Source organism: Streptomyces sp. NPDC014894 (assembly GCF_043080985.1).
In the GTDB taxonomy this organism is placed as follows: Bacteria; Actinomycetota; Actinomycetes; order Streptomycetales; family Streptomycetaceae; genus Streptomyces.
Genome location: NZ_JBIBWD010000009.1, coordinates 422,799 through 436,933 on the forward strand (window position 1 = coordinate 422,799; position 14,135 = coordinate 436,933).

General features: G+C 73.6%; 12 protein-coding genes and 1 pseudogene. 11 read left to right on the forward strand and 2 right to left on the reverse strand.

The window, feature by feature from the left end:
* Positions 1–76: 76 nt before the first annotated feature.
* A complete protein-coding gene (locus ACF089_RS23580; RefSeq protein WP_392029681.1) occupies positions 77–1,039 on the reverse strand; it encodes a LysR substrate-binding domain-containing protein in 963 nt (320 codons plus the stop codon).
* 195 nt (positions 1,040–1,234) lie between these two features.
* Here ACF089_RS23580 and ACF089_RS23585 point away from each other — a divergent pair, with 195 nt between their 5' ends.
* From ACF089_RS23585 to ACF089_RS23635, 11 genes and pseudogenes are all read left to right on the forward strand, one after another.
* Positions 1,235–2,650 (forward strand): 2-hydroxymuconic semialdehyde dehydrogenase, encoded by a 1,416-nt coding sequence (locus ACF089_RS23585; RefSeq protein WP_392029684.1) that lies wholly within the window; start codon positions 1,235–1,237, stop codon positions 2,648–2,650.
* Complete coding sequence (locus tag ACF089_RS23590) at positions 2,647–3,504, forward strand: 2-keto-4-pentenoate hydratase (protein WP_392029686.1); 858 nt, start codon at positions 2,647–2,649, stop codon at positions 3,502–3,504. The genes ACF089_RS23585 and ACF089_RS23590 overlap by 4 nt, the downstream gene beginning before the upstream one ends.
* Positions 3,501–4,238 (forward strand): annotated as a pseudogene (locus ACF089_RS23595) (2-keto-4-pentenoate hydratase); the annotation flags it as partial. The gene ACF089_RS23590 and the pseudogene ACF089_RS23595, both read left to right, overlap by 4 nt.
* Positions 4,239–4,384: 146 nt before the next feature.
* Complete coding sequence (locus ACF089_RS23600; protein WP_392029689.1) at positions 4,385–4,804, forward strand: RidA family protein; 420 nt, start codon at positions 4,385–4,387, stop codon at positions 4,802–4,804.
* Positions 4,801–5,373 (forward strand): 3-hydroxyanthranilate 3,4-dioxygenase, encoded by a 573-nt coding sequence (locus tag ACF089_RS23605; RefSeq protein WP_392029692.1) that lies wholly within the window; start codon positions 4,801–4,803, stop codon positions 5,371–5,373. The genes ACF089_RS23600 and ACF089_RS23605 overlap by 4 nt, the downstream gene beginning before the upstream one ends.
* The gene (locus ACF089_RS23610) at positions 5,370–6,392 is read left to right on the forward strand and encodes an amidohydrolase family protein (protein ID WP_392029695.1); all 1,023 of its coding nucleotides are present in this window, start codon (positions 5,370–5,372) and stop codon (positions 6,390–6,392) included. Before ACF089_RS23605 ends, ACF089_RS23610 begins: the two co-directional genes overlap by 4 nt.
* The gene (locus ACF089_RS23615) at positions 6,389–7,303 is read left to right on the forward strand and encodes an acetaldehyde dehydrogenase (acetylating) (RefSeq protein WP_392029698.1); all 915 of its coding nucleotides are present in this window, start codon (positions 6,389–6,391) and stop codon (positions 7,301–7,303) included. The genes ACF089_RS23610 and ACF089_RS23615 overlap by 4 nt, the downstream gene beginning before the upstream one ends.
* Entirely contained in the window at positions 7,300–8,397 is a 1,098-nt protein-coding gene (dmpG, locus tag ACF089_RS23620) for a 4-hydroxy-2-oxovalerate aldolase (RefSeq protein WP_392029700.1), read from the forward strand. Before ACF089_RS23615 ends, dmpG begins: the two co-directional genes overlap by 4 nt.
* Positions 8,391–9,626 carry a kynureninase gene (kynU, locus tag ACF089_RS23625; RefSeq protein ID WP_392029703.1) on the forward strand — a complete coding sequence of 412 codons (1,236 nt, stop codon included), beginning with the start codon at positions 8,391–8,393 and terminating at the stop codon, positions 9,624–9,626. The genes dmpG and kynU overlap by 7 nt, the downstream gene beginning before the upstream one ends.
* 112 nt (positions 9,627–9,738) lie before the next feature.
* Positions 9,739–11,520 (forward strand): hypothetical protein, encoded by a 1,782-nt coding sequence (locus ACF089_RS23630; RefSeq protein WP_392029706.1) that lies wholly within the window; start codon positions 9,739–9,741, stop codon positions 11,518–11,520.
* Between the two features lie 56 nt (positions 11,521–11,576).
* On the forward strand, positions 11,577–13,061 hold the full coding sequence (locus tag ACF089_RS23635) for an amino acid permease (protein WP_392029709.1): 1,485 nt from the start codon (positions 11,577–11,579) through the stop codon (positions 13,059–13,061).
* 281 nt (positions 13,062–13,342) lie between these two features.
* On the opposite strand, the gene ACF089_RS23640 is transcribed toward ACF089_RS23635, so the two are convergent.
* Positions 13,343–13,924 (reverse strand): 1,4-alpha-glucan branching protein, encoded by a 582-nt coding sequence (locus ACF089_RS23640; RefSeq protein WP_392029711.1) that lies wholly within the window; start codon positions 13,922–13,924, stop codon positions 13,343–13,345.
* Between the last annotated feature and the right edge of the window lie 211 nt (positions 13,925–14,135).

Genomic DNA, 14,135 nt, shown 5'->3' on the forward strand with positions numbered 1-14,135 from the left:
TGATCGGATACGGCGTCGTCCCGCGTCGACCCGGTTTCGCCGCCCGGCGCTCGCCGGCCCCGGGCCGCGCGGTCGCTCAGCGCTCGCCGTCCTCCGGCGGCGCGGCCGCCTCGCCGAGCGTCTCGCGCAGCAGGACCGCCTCCTGGTCGAGATGGTGGAGCAGCGCCCGCAGGGCGGGGGTGCGGGTGCGGTGGGCGGCCTCGGTGGTGCCCACGGTGCGGCCGACCGAGGGGAGTTCGACCGGCAGCGCGGCGAGGTGCTCGTCGTCCCGCAGGACCAGCTCGGGCAGGAGCGCCACCATGTCCGTCTGCAGCAGCAGCGCCCGCATGGTGAGGATGGACGTGCACTCGACGCGGTCCGCGGGGAGCGCGAGGCCCCGGTCCGCGAAGAGCGCGCCGAGTTCCTGGCGCAGGGCGGTCTGCTCGACCGGGAGGATCCAGGGGAATCCGAGGGTGCCCGGGAGCGTGAGTCCGGCGGCCCGAAGGAGCGGGTGGCCGGAGCGGACGGCGAGCCGGATGGGCTCCCGGTACAGCATCCGCTGGCGCAGCCCGTCCCCCTCCGCCGGGGCGGGCCCCACCCGGCCGACGATGACGTCCAGCTCGCCCGCCAGCAGCGCCGGGTGGAGGACGTCCGGGGTTCCCTCCCGTACGACCACGGTGAGCCGGGGGCGTTCGCGTTTGAGCCCGGCGACCGCCCGGGGCAGCAGCACGTTGGCGCCGGCCAGCAGGGTGCCCACGGTCACCGTGCCGTCCCGCCCCTGCCGCAGCCCGGTGAGGTGCTCCCCGGCCCGCCGCACCTCGGCGACCACCGCGCGGGCGTGTTCCGCCAGCGCCTCGCCGTAGACGGTGGGCCGCATGCCGCGCGGTACGCGGACGAAGAGCGGCAGATCGGCGATGGCCTCCAGCTCCTGGAGGGTCCGGGTCGCGGCGGGCTGGGTGAGGTGCAGGGATTCGGCCGCCCGGACGACGCTCCCGTGCTCGTACACCGCGATCAGCAGGGTCAGGTGCCGGAACTTCAGCCGGCCGTCCAGGAGGTCCATCGCGGCGGGCTCCTTCCGGTGGGGCGGGGCGGCCGGGGGCGGCCGGCACCGCGACATACCAGGATCGCTATATCTCTCACGCCGATCGGCATTGGATCGGCATAGCTGGGTGGGTGCACTATACCGGCACGCCTCGGGGGCGATTTTCAGACATCCCCCCATCCAGCAACGGAGGTCTGCAAGGTGTCTTCACCCGTGCGGCATTACGTAGGAGGCGGGTTCGACGCGTCCGGCGTGCCGTTCCCGCTCGTCGACCCGGTCACCGGGCGGGCCGTCGGCGAGGTGCCGCAAGCGTCCCGGGACGTGGTCGACCGGGCGGTCGCCGCGGCCCGGCGGGCGCTGCGCGGTCCATGGGCCGGGTGGAGCCCCGCCGAGCGGTCGCGGCTGCTGCACCGGATCGCCGACGGCATCGAGCGCCGCTTCGAGGAGTTCGTCGCCGCCGAGTGCGCCGACACCGGAAAGCCCCGCGAGCTGGCCGCCGCGGTCGACATCCCCCGGGCGGTCGCCAACTTCCGCTCGTACGCGGACCTGCTGGCCGGGCGGAGCGAACGCTCCTGGCACACCGCCACCCCCGACGGTCGCGGCGCGCTGAACTACACCGTCCACAAGCCGCTCGGCGTCGTCGCGGTGATCTCGCCGTGGAATCTGCCGCTGCTCCTCCTCACCTGGAAGGTCGCGCCCGCCCTCGCGACGGGCAACACGGTGGTGGCCAAACCGTCCGAGCTGACCCCCGGCACGGCCTGTCTGCTCGCCGAGGTGATGGCCGAGGCGGAGGTCCCGGCGGGCGTCTTCAATCTGGTGCACGGCACGGGCGCCGACGCGGCCGGGCAGTGGCTCACCGAGCATCCCGGGGTGGACGCCGTCGCCTTCACCGGCGAATCCCGCACCGGGACGACGATCATGCGGGCGGCGGCGGCCCGGCTGGCCCCGGTCTCCTTCGAACTGGGCGGCAAGAACGCCGGACTGGTCTTCGCCGACGCGGATCTGGAGCGGGCCGTCGAGGGCGCCCTCCGCTCGGCCTTCACCCACAGCGGACAGGTCTGCCTCTGCACCGAACGGCTGTATGTGCAGCGGCCGGTCTTCGACGCGTTCGCGGCGGCGCTGGCCGCCGGCGCGAAGGAACTGTCCGGCTACGGCCCGATGGTCTCCGCCGCCCACCGGGACAAGGTGCTGGGCCATCTGGAGCGGGCCGCCGCCGACGGCGACGTCCTGGCGGGCGGCGGGACGCCGGTCTTCGGGGACGAGCGGGACGGCGGGTTCTGGGTCGAGCCCACCGTGCTGACCGGACTGCCGGAGGACCATCCGGCGGTACGGGACGAGATCTTCGGCCCGGTCGTGCACCTGGCCCCGTTCGACACCGAGGAGGAGGCGCTGGCCCTCGCCAACGCCGGCCCCTACGGACTGGCCGCCACGGTCTGGACCGGCGACCTGAGCCGCGCCCACCGTGTCGCCCCCGCCCTCGAGGTGGGCACCGCCTGGGTCAACACCTGGAACCTGCGCGACCTCCGGGCCCCCTTCGGCGGGGTGAAGGCCTCCGGAATCGGCCGTGAGGGCGGCGACCACTCCCTCGACTTCTTCTCCGAACCGATGAATGTGTGCGTGAAGCTGTGAGCACGACGGACGAGACCGTGAATCCACCGGACCCGGCGGCGGGCGCGACGCGCGACCCGGTGACCAGGGCCGCCGAACGCCTGGAGAAGGCGCACCGCACCGGCGTCCCGTGCGCCCCGGTCCGCGACCTCCTCCCGCCCGGGGACCTGGACGCCGCCTACGCCGTCCAGTCCGTCCTCACCGACCGCCGGCTCGCCGAGGGCCGCCGCGTCACCGGCTGGAAGATCGGCCTGACCTCGGCCGCCGTGCGGGAACAGCTTGGCGTCGACACCCCGGACTTCGGCGTGCTCCTCGACGACACCGCCGTACCGGACGGCGCGGAGATCCCCTGGGGCACGGTGCTCCAGCCCAGGGCCGAGGCCGAGGTCGCCCTGGTCCTCGAACACGACCTCCTCCACGAGCGGCACACGGTCGCCGACGTGATCCGGGCGACCGCCTTCGCGCTGCCCGCCGTCGAGGTGGTCGGCAGCCGGATCCGCGACTGGGACATCGCGGCCGTCGACACCGTCGCCGACAACGCCTCCAGCGGCGCGTACGTCCTGGGCACCCGGCCCGTACAGCTGCGGGATCTCGATCTGCGGACCGCCGGCATGGTGCTGGAGCGCCGGGGCGAGCCCGTCTCCACCGGCGCGGGCGTCGCCTGTCTCGGGAACCCGCTGCACGCCGCCGTCTGGCTCGCCGACACCCTCGTACGGCTCGGCCGTCCGCTGCGGGCCGGGGACACCGTGCTCACCGGAGCGCTCGGCCCCATGGCGGCCGTCGAGCCCGGCGATGTGTTCGAGGCCCGGGTCGACGGACTCGGCTCGGTGCGCGCGGCCTTCGGCCGCGCCGGCGCGGAAGGAACGCTCCGATGAACATCACGACCCTGGCCGCCTCCCTCGACACCTCCGCGCTGGACGCGCGCCCGCTGCCCGGCGGCGGCAGCGGCCTGGAGGACACCGCCGAGGCGTACGCCGTCCAGGCCGCCCTGATCGCGCGGCGGCTCGCCCGCGGGGAACGCCTCACCGGCGTCAAGCTGGGCTTCACCAGCCTCGCCAAGATGCGGCAGATGGGCGTGGGCGACCTGATCCACGGGCGGCTGACGGACCGGATGGAGATCCCCGACGGAGGCCGGTACGACCTCTCCGGGCTGATCCACCCCCGGGTCGAGCCGGAGATCGCCTTCCTCCTGGGCGACACCCTGCGCCCCGGCGCCGACCCGTCCTCGGCGGTCGCGGCCGTCGCCCCCGCGCTGGAGATCATCGACTCCCGGTACGACGGCTTCCGGTTCTCCCTCCCCGAGGTGATCGCCGACAACACCTCCGCCGCGGCCTATGTCGTGGGGCCCTGGCGGGCCCTCGGCGATCTCGACAACCTCGGCGTCCTGCTGGAGCTGGACGGCCGCCCGGCCCAGACCGGCTCCACCGCGGCCATCCTCGGGCACCCGCTGCGCGCCCTCGCCGCCGCGGCCCGGCTCGCCGGCCCGCTGGAGGCCGGCACCGTGATCCTCGCCGGCGCGGCGACCGCCGCCGTACCCCTGCCGCCCGGTACGCATGTACGGGCCACGGTCGCGGGCCTCGGCGCCGTCCGGTTCACCACCGAGGCGGCGGAGGCGGCCGAGGCCGCCGGGACCGCCGCCGGGACCGCGAACACGAAGGCCCGGCCGGCGAACGCGACGGCCCGGGCCGCGAACACGACGGCCCGGCCCGCCCGGGCGACCGCCGGCACCGCCCCGACCGCGGCCCGGGAGGACGCGTGATCGTCCCCGGCGCCGCCCCGCCGCGCGGCCGCTTCCCGCACCTGAGGCGCGCGGGCGACCTCGTCTTCGTCTCCGGCACCAGCTCCCGCCGCCCCGACGGCACCTTCGCCGGCGCGAGCGCCGACCCGATGGGCGTGACGGACCTCGACGTCCGCGCCCAGACCCGGGCCGTGCTCGACAACATCGCGGGCCTGCTGGCCGCGGCCGGCGGCGGCCTCGGCGACCTGGTCTCGGTCACCGCGTACCTGGTCAGCATGAACGACTTCGGCGGCTACAACGAGGTCTACGCCGAGTACTTCGACCAGGACGGCCCCACCCGCACCACCGTCGCCGTCCACCAGCTCCCCCACCCCCACCTGCTGATCGAGATCAGCGCCGTGGCCCACCTCCCCCAGAACAAGGAACAGCGCCGATGACCATGAGACCGTTCAACCTCCAGGCCTGGATCGAGGAACACCGGCACCTGCTCAAGCCGCCGGTCGGCAACGTCCAGATCTGGCAGGACGCCGATCTGATGGTCACGGTCGTGGGCGGCCCCAACCGGCGCACCGACTTCCACGACGACCCGATCGAGGAGTTCTTCTACCAGCTCAAGGGCGACATGGTGCTCCGCGTCATGGAGGAGGAGGGCCGGCCGCCGCGCGACATCCACATCCGCGAGGGCGACGTCTTCCTCGCCCCGGCGCACCTGCGGCACTCCCCGCAGCGGCCCGAGGAGGACAGCATCGGCCTCGTCGTCGAATTCGCCCGGCCGCAGGGACACCGCGACGCCTTCGAGTGGTACTGCATGGAGTGCCACCGCCTGGTGCACCGCAGCGAGGTCCAGCTCACCTCGATCGTCGACGACCTCCCGCCGGTCTTCGGCGCGTTCTACGCCGACGAGGCCGCCCGCACCTGCCCGCACTGCGACGCCGTGCACCCCGGCCGGGACTGGCCCTCGGAACTGCGCCCGCGCACCCGCCGCGACGAGGAGGCCGGCGCGTGACCGTCGTCGACGTGCACGCCCACGTCTTCCCGGAGATCGGCCGCGCCGAGTCCCGGCTGCTCACCGGCTCCGACGACGCCCCCTGGCTGCGCACCACGGACGGCCCGGACGCCGGCATGATGATGGCCGGCTCCGCCGAGTACCGGCCCGTGCTCCGCACCCTGTGGGACCCGGCCGTACGCGTCGCCGACCTGGACCGGCTCGGCGTCGACGTCCAGGTGCTCTCCAGCACCCCGATGCTCTTCGGCTACGACCTCGAACCCGACCGCGCCGTCGACTGGTGCCGTACGGTCAACTCCCACCTCCTGCGGTACGCCGCGCACGCCCCGGACCGGCTGGCCCCGCTGTGCCAGGTGCCGCTCCAGAACACCGAGGCGGCCTGCGAGACGCTCAGCGAGGCGATGCGCCAGGGCTTCCACGGCGTCCACATCGGCAATCACCTCGGCGACCGCGACCTCGACCACGGCGCGCTCACCGAGTTCCTCACCCACTGCGCCGACCAGGACGCGGCCGTCCTGGTCCACCCCTGGGACCTGCCGTCCGGACCCCGGTTCTCCCGGTACATGCTGGCCTGGCTGGCGGGCATGGCCGGCGAGACCCATCTGACCATCCTCTCGCTGATCCTGTCCGGCGCCTTCGAACGCCTCCCCGCCTCGCTGCGGCTGATGTTCGCCCACGGCGGCGGCAGCTTCCCGTACCTCCTGGGCCGGGCCGACAACGCCTGGCGCCGCCGCGACCTCGTACGCGCCGACACCCCGCACCCGCCCTCGCACTACACCGACCGCTTCTCCGTCGACTCGGCCGTCTTCGACCCCGGCGCGCTGCGGCTCCTCGTGGACGTGATGGGCGCGGAACGCGTACTGCTCGGCTCCGACCACCCGTTCCCGCTCGGCGAGGAGGAGATCGGCCGGCTGGTCCGGGAGAGCGCGCTCTCCCCGGCCGAGCGCGCGGCCGTCCTCGGCGGCAACGCCGTCCGGTTCTTCGGCCTGACCCCGCTGTCGAAGGAGGCCGTCCGATGAAGGCAGCCGTGATCGGATCGGGCAATATCGGCACCGATCTCCTCATCAAGATCATCAGAGGCTCGGGGAACGTCACCGCCGCCGCGATGATCGGCGTCGACCCGGAGTCCGAAGGGCTCGCACGAGCCCGCCGGCTCTCCGTCCCGACCAGCTCCGACGGCGTGGCCGGACTGCTCGCGCTCGACGGCTTCGACGAGATCGACGTGGTCTTCGACGCCACCTCCGCCGCCGCGCACCGCCACAACGCGGCCGCGCTCGCGCCGTACGGCAAGACGATCGTCGACCTCACCCCGGCGGCCCTCGGCCCCTACGTCGTCCCCTCCGTCAACCTGGACGAACACCTCGGCGCCCGCAACGTCAACATGGTCACCTGCGGCGGCCAGGCCACCGTGCCGATCGTCGCCGCCGTCTCGGCGGTGGCCCCCGTCCACTACGCCGAGATCGTCGCCTCCATCGCCTCACGGTCCGCCGGCCCCGGCACCCGCGCCAACATCGACGAATTCACCGAGACCACCTCCCGCGCCCTCGAACAGGTCGGCGGCGCGACCCGCGGCAAGGCGATCATCGTGCTCAACCCGGCGGAGCCGCCGCTGCTGATGCGCGACACCGTGCACTGCGTCGTCGACGACTGCGACCCCGACCGCGTCGCCGCCTCCGTACACGCCATGGTCGCCTCCGTCGCCGCCTACGTGCCCGGCTACCGGCTCAAGCAGGAACCCCAGTTCCGCGCCCTGGCCGCCGGCGACCCGCTCATCGGACTCGCCGGCGGCGGACGGCTCCTCGTCTCCGTCTACCTGGAGGTCGAGGGCGCCGCCCACCACCTCCCGGCCTACGCCGGAAACCTCGACATCATGACCTCCGCCGCGCTGCGCACCGCCGAGCGCCTGGCCGAACGGAGCGGGCGCCGATGACCAAGGTCTACGTCCAGGACGTCACCCTGCGCGACGGCATGCACGCCGTCTCGCACCGCTACACCCTCGATCAGGTCAGGGCCGTCGCCGCCGCCCTGGAGGCCGCGGGCGTCGACGCCGTCGAAGTCGCCCACGGCGACGGCCTCTCCGGCTCCTCCGTCACCTACGGCCCCGGCGCGCACACCGACTGGGAGTGGCTGGAGGCGGCGGCCGAGGTGCTCGACCGGGCCCGGCTCACCACCCTCCTGCTGCCCGGCATCGGCACCGCCGACGACCTGCGCCGCGCCCACTCCCTCGGCGTCACCTCCGTCCGCGTCGCCACCCACTGCACCGAGGCCGACATCTCCGCCCAGCACATCGGACTCGCCCGCGACCTGGGCATGGACGTATCGGGCTTCCTGATGATGTCCCACCTGGCCCCGCCCGCCGAACTGGCCGCACAGGCCCGCCTCATGGAGTCCTACGGCGCGCACTGCGTCTACGTCACCGACTCCGGCGGCCGGCTGACCATGGACGGCGTACGGGACCGGGTCCGCGCCTACCGCGACGCCCTCGACCCGGCCACCGAGATCGGCATCCACGCCCACCACAACCTCGGCCTCGGCGTGGCCAACAGCATCGTGGCGGTGGAGGCCGGGGCGTACCGCGTCGACGCCTCCCTCGCCGGACAGGGCGCGGGCGCCGGGAACGCGCCCCTGGAGCCCGTGGTGGCCGTGTTCGACCTCATGGGCTGGGAGCACGGCTGCGCGCTCTTCCCGCTGACGGACGCCGCCGAGGAACTGGTGCGCCCGACCCAGGACCGGCCCGTACGGGTCGACCGGGAGACGCTGACGCTCGGCTACGCCGGGGTGTACTCCAGCTTCCTGCGGCACGCGGAGACCGCGGCCCTGCGCCACCGTCTCGACACCCGCGACCTGCTGGTCGAGGCGGGCCGGCGGCGGCTGGTCGGCGGTCAGGAGGACCAGCTCACGGACATCGCGCTGGACCTCGCCCGGGAACGCGACGCCCGGTCCGCGCCCGCCGCCGGCTCCCCGGCCGCCGCCGGACCGTCCGCCCCCGCCCTCTCACACCACGACGGAGACACCCCGTGCTGACCGAACGCGCCGCCGCGCTGGACGCCGCCGACGCCCTCGCCCACGTCCGCGACCGCTTCCTCCTCCCCGAGGGCGTCGTCTACCTCGACGGCAACTCCCTGGGCGCCCTCCCCGCCGCCGTCCCGGCGGCCGTCGAGGACGCCGTGCACCGCCAGTGGGGCGTCGACCTGATCCGCTCCTGGAACGGCAACGGCTGGTGGGAGGCGCCGATCAGGACCGGCGACGCCGTCGGCCGGCTGATCGGCGCGGCCCCCGGCCAGACCGTGGCCGGCGACTCCACCAGCGTCCAGCTCTTCAACACCCTCCTCGCCGCCGCCCGGATGCGCCCCGGCCGCCGGCTGCTCCTGACCGACCCCGACCACTTCCCCACCGACCAGTACATCGCCGACTCCGTGGGCCGCCTCCTCGGGCTCGACGTCCGCCGGGTCCCGGCCCGGGAGGCCCCCGCCGTGCTGGCCGCCGAGGCCGGGAACGTCGCCGTCGCCGCCTACGCCCCGGTGGACTACCGCACCGGGGAGCTGTACGACATGGCCGCGCTCACCGCCGCCGCGCACTCCGCCGGGGCCCTGACGCACTGGGACCTGTGCCACGCGGCGGGCTCCCTGCCCGTCGAACTCGACGCCGTCGAGGCCGACTTCGCCGTCGGCTGCGGCTACAAGTACCTCTCCGGCGGTCCGGGCGCACCGGCGTTCGCCTACATCGCCCGCCGGCACCAGGCGGACTTCGACCACCCCCTCACCGGCTGGCACGGACACGCGGAGCCGTTCGCCATGTCCGGCGAATACACCCCGGGGGAGGGCATCGGCAGGGCCCGGATCAGCACCCCGCCGCTGCTGTCGCTGCTCGCCCTGGAGGCCGCGCTCACGGCCTTCGACGGGGTGGAGATGACGGCCGTACGGGAGAAGAGCCTCTCCCTGACCGGATTCTTCCAGGAGTGCGCCGACGAGCTGCTCGACGGCCTCGGCTTCACCCCGGCCACCCCGCGCGACCCGGCGCGCCGCGGCAGCCAGGTCGCCCTGCGGCACGCGGAGGCGTACCCGCTGATCGCCGCGCTCACCGCCCGCGGCGTCATCGGCGACATGCGCGCCCCCGACCTGCTCCGCTTCGGTTTCAACGCCCTGTACGTCACCCACGCCGACGTCCTGCGCGCCGTACGGGAGCTGCACGCCGTCGTGACCGGCGGCGAGCACCTCGCCCCCGCGTTCCAGCAGCGCCCCACCGTGACCTGACCTGACCCGGCCGGATCCCCCCGCTTCCGTCCGGCCCGTTCCGACCGTCGCCCGCCCCAGGGGCGCACCGCGCGCACGTCCCGCTCCCTTCCTTCTCCGAAAGGACCGTCAGATGCGTTCCCTCCGCAGAAACGCCGCTCTGGCCGCCGTGGTCGCGGCCGCCTCCACGGCCACCCTCCTCGCCCCCGGGGTGTCCGGCGCGGACACCACCGCCGCCGCCGCGGCCACCGCCCCCGCCGACCCGAACATCCTCGACGTGTGCGCCGACCGCCGCCCCGGGCCGGCCGACCCCGGCTCGTACGGCATGCAGCTCGACGGCGGCTTCCGGCACCCCGCCCTCACCCCGGTCGACGAGGGCTCCGACCACCCCTTCCCGGGCCGCAACGCGGAGTACGACACCCGCTCGTACATCAAGAACATGAAGGTCGAAGCCGCCTACGAGGGAGCCGACTTCACCCCCGACTACTTCCACACCTGGCAGAACATCGTCGACTTCGACGGCCGCCGCTATCTCTTCCAGTACAGCCGCTCGGACGGCCGCGTCTACGACATCACCGACATCAAGAAGGTCAAGGTGGTCGAGAGGCTGAGCCGCAAGAGCGTCAACGGCGACGAGACCCGGGCGAACGGCGACTGGGCCGCGCACGACTACTGGGGCGCGTCCACCATCCAGTGGAACAAGAAGCTGAACGCGTATGTGATGGTCCAGAGCTTCGAGAGCAAGCGCCAGATCTCGGAACTCTCCGACCAGCCGTCCGGGGACAAGTACAACAACCCCGAGGGCGTGCGGAAGGTGCGCGCCAAGCCGGGGCTCAAGGGCTTCAAGGTCTACCGCCTGGACGGACCGCGCAAGAAGGACTGGAAGCTGCTGACGACGGTCTCCACCGACGCCTCCCAGGCCGATCCGCTGAAGAGCGACCCGGCCGCCGCGCAGCAGGGCTCCGGCTCGATCGACGTGCCGTACTGGACCGGCGAGAAGTACATGTTCATCGCCGCCGCGCCGGACGACACCTACTCCGGCACCGAGTACCCGACCAATCTGCACTCGGCCGGCTACCAGTCCTGGGACATGTCCGACCCGGCCCGCCCGAAGCTACTCGACACCTGGCACCTGCCGGGCCAGCGGACCGGCGAGGACGCCGCGTACCGGACCAATCCGCGCTGCGGGAACCGGACCAGCTGGATGGGCGCCCGGATGCCGCTCTTCCTTCCCAGGCCCGTCGAGAAGGGCGGGCGTTACGCCTTCGCCGCCATGGGCGGCTACGGACTCACGGTGCTGGACGTCTCCGACCCGTCGAACATGAGGACCGTGGGCCGTCTGGACCTGCCGGCCTCGGTCGCGGGCACCGAGGGCGACAACATCGACGTCTCCCAGTACGAGAAGACCGGAATGATCTACTACTCCGGCTATCCGCTCACCGAGGACTGCTACGAGCCCTACAAGGACGTCTACCAGATCGACGCCCGCGACCCGAAGCGCCCCCGCGTCGTCGGCGTCCTTCCCCGCCCCACCCCGCCGAAGGCCGCCGGCATCACCGACTACTGCCAGCGGCGCGGCAGCTTCGGCCCCAAGCGCACCGGCTACTACACCAACCCGGGCCGGCACACCCCCGGTGTGCTGAGCTACGGCTTCTACAACGCGGGCGTGCAGTTCTTCGACGTCTCCGACCCGGCCTCGCCGGAGGTCTCCGCCTACTTCGTCCCGAAGGCGTACGGCGCCGGGACCGCCGAGTACGCGTACGGCAACCAGACCCACGGGGTCTATGTGGAGTGGGACCGCAACATCGCCTGGGCGCTGACCAACCACGGCATCTACGCGCTGTCCTCGCCGAAGGTCCTGGGCAAACCGGACCGGGACGCGCCCGCGAAGCCGTTCCGCGCCAGCGAGTTCTGAGCCGCCTCCCCTCTCCCGCTCGCACCCCCGTCACCATCCAGAAGGGCACCACCGCCATGGCCGCACCCAGCGACTCCGCACCGCCCGCCCCGACCCCCTCCGGCGCCGCCGCCGACGACGGCACCAGACCGGAGCCCGCCGCCGGCGAAGGACTGGTCCGCTCCCTCACCCACCGGCAGACCACCATGATCGGGCTGGGCTCCGCGCTCGGCACCGGACTCTTCCTCGGCTCCGGCTCCGCGATATCGGTCGCCGGGCCCGCCGTGATCGTCTCGTACGCGATCGGCGCGGTGCTGGTCGCCATCATCGCCGTCCTCCTCGGCGAGATGTCCGCCGCCCACCCGGTCCAGGGCTCGTTCGGCACCATCGCGCACCGCTATCTCGGCGCGTGGGCCGGATTCCTCAGCCGGTATCTGTACTGGTTCAGCGCGGTCGTCGTCATCGGGACGGAGGTCGTCGCCTCCGCGCTCTACATCCGCTGGTGGTGGCCCGAGGTGCCGATGTCGCTGGCGATCCTGGCGATCGCCGCGGTGGTCCTCGCGGTCAACATCATCAGCGTGAAGTCCTTCGGCGCCACCGAGTTCTGGCTCTCCACCGTCAAGGTGGTGGCGCTGTGCGCGTTCATCCTGTGCGCCGCCCTCCTGGTCTTCTTCGGACTGCCCGACACCAAGGCCGCCGGCCTCGCCAACCTCGGCGACGACGGCGGATTCCTGCCGCACGGAGCCGGCTCGATCTGGCTCGCCATGGCCGTGGTGATGTTCGCGTACGCCGGCTTCGAGGTCGTCGCCATCGCCTCCGCCGAGGCCATCGACCCGCAGCGCACCATCCGCACCGCGATGCGCCAGCTGGCCTGGCGGCTGAGCTTCTTCTACCTCCTCTCCATCACCCTGGTCCTCGCCCTGATCCCCTGGCGCAAGATGGCGGACGGCGACGGGAGCGTCGAGACCAGCCCCTTCGTACGGGTCTTCTCGGAGATCGGCGTGCCCGCGGCGGCGACCATCACCAACATGGTCGTGCTCATCGCCGCCATGTCCGCCGCCAACGCCCATCTCTACGGAGCGTCCCGGCTGCTGCACTCGCTCGGCGGCGACGGGCTGGCCCCCGCGCCGATGGCCCGGCTCAGCCGGCGCGGCGTCCCGGCGGTCGCCCTGGCCGCGTCGACCCTGGGCATCGCGGTCGCCGCGCTGCTCGCCTTCTACGACGTCAGCGGCCTCTTCGGCATCCTGATGTCGATCGCCCTCTTCGCGGTCCTGCTGGTGTGGCTGCTCATCCTCGCCTCGTACATCGCCTTCCGGCGGCACCGGACCGCGCACCCCGAGGAGTTCACCGGATTCAGCGTCCCGGCGGGCGGGAAGCTGGCGATCGTCGCCGTGGTCGGGGTGCTCGCGGTCGCCGCGACCGCGGTGGAGGTGCCCGACATGCGGCAGGCGGCGGGCATCGGCATCGCCTTCACCGTCGTCCTTCTCGCCTGCTACGGGCTGACCGTGCTCCGCCGGGGCCGGGGGAAGGAGCAGCCCCTCCCCGAACGCTCCGACCACTGACGTCCAGCGGGTGGCACGTGTCATCGGTGTCCGCACCGGGGTACGCGCCATCTGACGCCGCCCGGCCTCCGGCACCCGTCGCGGGCCGCCGGCCGTCATCGGCCGTCCGCCGTCCGCCGTCCGCCGTCCGACGCCGCGGGGCGCCGCTGTCCCCGCAGCGGCGCCCCGCGGTGCGTCCCCGAGCTTCCCGGTGCATCCCGGTACGTCCCGGTACGCCGCGCGTCACCGCGCTCGACCGCGGGGCCGGGCCGACACGCGGCGGCCGGTCGCGGGCGGGGCGGTCAGCGCGGCGCGACGGACGCGAGTACGCCTCGCGCGGCCGTGCCGTCCGGCCAGTTCCACCCGGCGACGAGTTCCGCGGCCGACCCGGGCGCGGCCTCCCCGGCCGGCCGCAGGACCCGGTTGATCCGCACGTCGGTCCCGTCGCCGGGGCCGCCTCCGCGCACGGTGACCGTCGGGTCGGGGGTGTCGCTCAGGCTCTGGTGCTGCGGTACCGCCTCGCCGCGCAGCAGCGCGCGCAACTGCGCGATCGCCACCGGATCGTGGACGCCGTCGTAGACCCACCGGGCGCCGAGCACCCCGTGCTCGGTCGTGCCGATCAGCGCCTCGCCGGATACGCCCTCCAGCGCCGCGCCGCGGTAGGCCATCGGCACCAGATACGCCACCGGCTCCGGCCCGGCGGTGTCCGCCACGACCATGAACTCCAGGCCGACCGCGCCCGCCGGATCGTCCAGCCGGAACCCTCCGGCCGGCACCAGTTCCGGCGTCCTCGCGCCGCGCGCGTACCAGTCCTGCTTCGGCATCCAGTCGGCGAGCAGCTCCAGCTTGGTGGGCGTCACCGTCGTGTGATGAATCGTGGCCATCCGAGCTCCCTCAGGCGTAGGTGCGGGCCCGTTCTCCGACGGGATGTGATCGAACCTATCCGACCCGGCCCGGCCTTCCGATCGCCCGGCGTGGTGGGCGTGAGCATGACAGGTTTGGGGTCAGGTGCGGGCGCGGCGGATGTCGATGTTGCCGTAGCGGGTGCGGGCGTGGATTTTGAGGGTGTTGTGGGTGGTCGGGGGTGTGGTGGTG

Bases quoted from the DNA above. Each gene is read 5' to 3' on its own strand.
- ACF089_RS23580 (WP_392029681.1), bottom strand. From the start codon at position 1,039: ATGGACCTCCTGGACGGCCGGCTGAAGTTCCGGCACCTGACCCTGCTG.
- ACF089_RS23605 (WP_392029692.1), top strand. From the start codon at position 4,801: ATGACCATGAGACCGTTCAACCTCCAGGCCTGGATCGAGGAACACCGG.
- ACF089_RS23615 (WP_392029698.1), top strand. From the start codon at position 6,389: ATGAAGGCAGCCGTGATCGGATCGGGCAATATCGGCACCGATCTCCTC.
- dmpG (WP_392029700.1), top strand. From the start codon at position 7,300: ATGACCAAGGTCTACGTCCAGGACGTCACCCTGCGCGACGGCATGCAC.
- ACF089_RS23630 (WP_392029706.1), top strand. From the start codon at position 9,739: ATGCGTTCCCTCCGCAGAAACGCCGCTCTGGCCGCCGTGGTCGCGGCC.
- ACF089_RS23635 (WP_392029709.1), top strand. From the start codon at position 11,577: ATGGCCGCACCCAGCGACTCCGCACCGCCCGCCCCGACCCCCTCCGGC.
- ACF089_RS23640 (WP_392029711.1), bottom strand. From the start codon at position 13,924: ATGGCCACGATTCATCACACGACGGTGACGCCCACCAAGCTGGAGCTG.